The organism is Actinosynnema sp. (genome assembly GCF_052038725.1).
Genome location: NZ_JBQGCX010000135.1, coordinates 1 through 4384 on the forward strand (window position 1 = coordinate 1; position 4384 = coordinate 4384).

General features: G+C 75.3%; 5 protein-coding genes. All 5 read right to left on the reverse strand.

What is annotated here, in order from left to right:
* Nucleotides 1–71: 71 nt before the first annotated feature.
* Nucleotides 72–197 carry a hypothetical protein gene (locus ACTUAL_RS02610; protein ID WP_256373637.1) on the reverse strand — a complete coding sequence of 42 codons (126 nt, stop codon included), beginning with the start codon at nucleotides 195–197 and terminating at the stop codon, nucleotides 72–74.
* A gap of 33 nt (nucleotides 198–230) precedes the next feature.
* A complete protein-coding gene (locus tag ACTUAL_RS02615) occupies nucleotides 231–467 on the reverse strand; it encodes a hypothetical protein (protein ID WP_440899140.1) in 237 nt (78 codons plus the stop codon).
* 74 nt (nucleotides 468–541) lie between these two features.
* Nucleotides 542–1630 (reverse strand): tRNA 2-thiouridine(34) synthase MnmA, encoded by a 1089-nt coding sequence (gene mnmA / locus ACTUAL_RS02620; RefSeq protein WP_440899141.1) that lies wholly within the window; start codon nucleotides 1628–1630, stop codon nucleotides 542–544.
* A gap of 5 nt (nucleotides 1631–1635) precedes the next feature.
* The gene (locus tag ACTUAL_RS02625) at nucleotides 1636–2811 is read right to left on the reverse strand and encodes a cysteine desulfurase family protein (protein WP_440899142.1); all 1176 of its coding nucleotides are present in this window, start codon (nucleotides 2809–2811) and stop codon (nucleotides 1636–1638) included.
* The gene (locus ACTUAL_RS02630) at nucleotides 2811–4136 is read right to left on the reverse strand and encodes an MFS transporter (RefSeq protein ID WP_096498068.1); all 1326 of its coding nucleotides are present in this window, start codon (nucleotides 4134–4136) and stop codon (nucleotides 2811–2813) included. Before ACTUAL_RS02630 ends, ACTUAL_RS02625 begins: the two co-directional genes overlap by 1 nt.
* Between the last annotated feature and the right edge of the window lie 248 nt (nucleotides 4137–4384).

The following is a 4384-nucleotide window of genomic DNA, read 5'->3' on the forward strand; positions in this document are numbered from 1 at the left end:
GACACCTCGGGACCTCGCGAGCTCCCTGAGCGCGTCGACGACGTCGGCGGGCAACCGGAGCGAGGTGGTCTTCATGGGCCGGGGGTCGACCCGCTGCCGTTCGCCATCTCACCGGAGGTGTCGTGGGTGTCGTAGTAGGAGGCCAACTCCTCGAGCTCCTCCACCGCCCGAGGAAGGACCTCGTCCCGCTCGGCCATCACCGCACCGCCTTCCGCTGAAAGGTCCGCTTCTCACCGGGGTTCACGTCCCGCGCGGTCGACGACGAACGCCTCTCCGCCATCGTCGACCGCCACCACGAACGAGTGCCTCCCCGCGTGAGCGCGACCGCAGATCGGGGTCGTGTCGTTCTTGCCCTTCTCCTGCCAGTGAGGACGTTCGAGGATCGCTTCACGAACCTCGTCGAGGGTCACGTCGTGCCGCGCGATGTGGTCGGCGGACCACTGGCCCTCCTTGACACCCCGGAACACGACCCGCAGTGCATTGCGAACGCATTGCGTTTGTCGCGAACACCGCGGCGCACCGCGTGGCGACCACCCCGCCGCTAGCCCCCGGTCCGCTCGATCGTCGCGCTGGCCAGCACCAGGTCGCCGCCCTCCGGGTCCTCGCGGTAGACCGCCACCGCCTGCCCCGGCGCCACGCCCGACAGCGGCTCGCGCAGGTGGACCACCAGCTCCTCGCCGACCAGCTCGGCGATCGCGGGGGCGGTGCCGCCGTGGGCGCGGACCTGGGCCACGCACTCCACCGGCCCGGACCAGTCCACCCGCGACACCGGCCGCACCGCCACGATCTCGCGCACGGCCAGCCGCTCCGCCGCCCCCACCCGGACCGTGCCCGACACCGGCTCCAGCGACAGCACGTACCGGGGCCGCCCGTCCGGGGCGGGCGCGTCGATGCCGAGGCCCTTGCGCTGCCCCACGGTGAACCCGTGCACGCCCACGTGCTGCCCCAGCACCGCGCCGGTCTCGTCGTCCACGAGCACGCCCGCGCGCTGCCCGAGGCGCTTGGTCAGGAACCCCTGCGTGTCGCCGTCCGGGATGAAGCAGATGTCGTGGCTGTCCGGCTTCGCCGCCACCGACAGCCCGCGCCGCGCCGCCTCCGCCCGCACCTCGACCTTGGTCGACCCGCCGAGCGGGAACATCGCGTGCGCCAGCTGCTCGTGGGTGAGCGAGGCCAGCACGTACGACTGGTCCTTGCCCCCGTCGGCGCTGCGCCGCAGCTCCACCAGGCCGTCCACGACGTCGAGCCGCGCGTAGTGCCCGGTGCACACCGCGACGAACCCGAGCGCGATGGCCTTGTCCAGCAGCGCCTCGAACTTGATCCGCTCGTTGCACCGCAGGCACGGGTTGGGCGTGCGCCCCGCCGCGTACTCCGCGACGAAGTCCTCCACCACGTCCTCGGTGAACCGCTCGGCGAAGTCCCACACGTAGAACGGGATGCCGAGCACGTCGGCGGCCCGCCGGGCGTCGTGCGAGTCCTCGATCGTGCAGCACCCGCGCGACCCGGTGCGCAGCGTCCCCGGCTTCGCCGACAGCGCCAGGTGCACCCCGGTCACGTCGTGCCCGGCCTCGACGGCGCGCGCCGCCGCCACGGCCGAGTCGACCCCGCCGCTCATCGCCGCGAGCACCCGCATCCCCGTCACACCTCCGCCTTGTGCCTGCGCATCCCCGCGATGCCCGCCGAGCGGGCCCGCTCCACGACCGGTCCGATGACGCCCGCCAGCTCGCGCACCTCGGCCTCGGTCGACGTCCAGCCGAGCGTGAACCGCAGCGACCCGCGCGCCAGCACCGGGTCGACGCCCATGGCCAGCAGCACGTGGCTGGGCTGGGCGACCCCGGCCGTGCAGGCCGAGCCGGTCGAGCACTCCACGCCCCTGGCGTCCAGCAGCATCAGCAGGCTGTCGCCCTCGCAGCCGGGGAACGTCAGGTGCGCGTGCCCCGGCAGCCCGTCCTCGGGGTCGCCGTTGACGATCACGTCCGGCACCGCCGCGCGCACCGCGCCGACCAGCTGGTCCCGCAGCGCCCGCAGCCTCGCCGCCGACGCCTCCCGCCGCTCCACCGCGTGCCGCACCGCCACCGCGAACGCCGCGATCGCGGGCACGTCCAGCGTGCCGGAGCGCACGTCCCGCTCCTGCCCGCCGCCGTGCAGCAGCGGGGTGACGCCGACCTGCCGCCCGAGCAGCAGCGCGCCGATCCCGTACGGGGCGCCGATCTTGTGCCCGCTGACCGTGAGCGCCCCCGCGCCGCTGTCCGCGAACGAGACCGGCACCGCGCCGACCGCCTGCACGGCGTCGGTGTGCAGCGGAACCCCGAACTCGGCGGCGGCGGCGGACAGCTCGGCGACCGGGTTGACCGTGCCGACCTCGTTGTTCGCCCACATGGCGGTGACCAGCGCGACGTCCTCGCCCAGCACCGCCCGCAGCGCGTCGGGCGTGATCCGCCCGGCCGCGTCGGGCTCGACCAGGGTGACCTCGGCGCCCTCGTGCTCGGCCAGCCAGTCGACCGCGTCCAGCACCGCGTGGTGCTCGACGGCCCCGGCCACGACCCGGTTGCGGCCCTCGCGCCGCCGCGCCCAGTAGGCGCCCTTGACGGCCAGGTTGTCGCTCTCCGTGCCGCCCGCGGTGAACAGCACCTCGGACGGCTTCGCGCCGAGCGCGTCGGCGATGTCCTCGCGCGCCTCCTCGACCAGCCTGCGCGCCCTGCGCCCGGAGGTGTGCAGCGAGGTGGCGTTGCCCGTGCGGGACATCGCGTCGGTCTGCGCCGCGATCGCCTGGGGGAGGACGGGGGTCGTGGCGGCGTGGTCGAAGTAGGCCATCAGTCGTCCAGGGTAGCCCGGCAGCGCGGTCCGGTGAGCACGGCACCGAGCACCGCGAGAGCGGCCATGAGCAGGTCCAGGGGGATGACGGCGGCGGTCAGGTTCGGCGCGGCGGCGAGCACGACGCCGCCGAGGCCGACCAGCAGGGCCGAACCGAGCATGTCGCTCACCTGCAGGGCCGAGGAGTTGAAGCCCCGGTCGGCGTCGGTGGACGCGGCGAGGGTGAGCACGCTCAGGCTGGACATGGCCATGCCGACGCCGAGGCCCCCGATGCCCCACAGCACGGCGGTCAGCCAGGCCGGTCCCCAGCTCGGTGCGATGAGGGTCACGGACGCGATGCCGACGGCGCTGACGGTGAAGCCCCAGCGGACCAGGGTCTCGCGCGGGATGTCCGTGCGGCGGGACTGCCACACGGACGCGGCGGACCAGCCGAGGGCGCTGAGCGTGAGCGGGATGCCCGCGGCGGTGGCCGAGTAGCCGTGCACGGTGGTCAGGGTGAGCGGGATGAACGCCTCGACGGCGAAGAACGTGCCCGCGAGCAGGCCCCTGGCCAGGATGGTGACGGGCAGACCGCGCCGGGCGGTGAGCGTGCCCTTCGGCAGCAGGACGCGCAGCGACGGCATCAGCACGGCCAGCGAGGCGGCGCCGAGCGCGAGGCTGGCCCAGCCGGGGTGCTGCGCGGCCCAGCTGAGCCCGGCGACGCCGCCGCCCGCCCCGAACGCGGCCAGCGGCAGCCCCCGGCGGGCGGGCTCCTCGCCCCGGTGCGGCGGCAGCGCGCGCAGCACCGGCAGGACCAGCGCGAACCCGACCGCGACCAGCGGGACCAGGCCGAGGAACACCCACCGCCAGCTCAGGTTCTCGGTGAGCCAGCCCGCGACGGCGGGCCCGACGAGCGAGGGCACCACCCAGGCGGCGGACAGCGCGCCGAACACGGCGGGCCGCAGCCGCTCGGGGTAGACCAGGCCGATCAGGACGTAGACGGCGACGATCTGGGCGCCCGCGCCGAGGCCCTGGAGCACCCTGCCCGCCATGAGCAGGGTCATGTCCTGGGCGATCCCGGCGACGGCGAGCCCGACGACGAACAGGGCGGGGCCGACGAGCAGCGGCAGGCGCGGGCCGATCCGGTCGCAGACCCGGCCGGACAGCACGACCGCGACGACGCTGGCGGCCTGGAACCCGAGGAACGGCCACGAGTAGAACGCCTGGCCGTCGAGGTCGGCGACCATGCGGGGCATCGCGGTGCTGACGCCCATGGCCTCGAACGCGAGCAGGGTGATCAGCAGGACCATGCCGGTGACGGGGCCCCGGTTCTCGGGGGCCCACAGGCCGGGCTCGGTGGTGGTTGCGGTGGCGGCGGTGGCGGTGGCGGCGGGCTTGGCCTCGGGGACGTCGGGGGCGGCGGTGGCGCCGGACTTGGTCCCGGTAGCAGCCCCGGCGGCGCCCTCGGAGGCCCCTGCGGCGGTCGTGGAGGTGGCACCCGGTCCTGCGGACCGGCGCGCGGCGGCGCTCACGTCGGCGGCCCCGAGGGCGGTGGTGGGGAGGTCGTGGGGGTCGCCGTCGGGTCGGGTGTCAC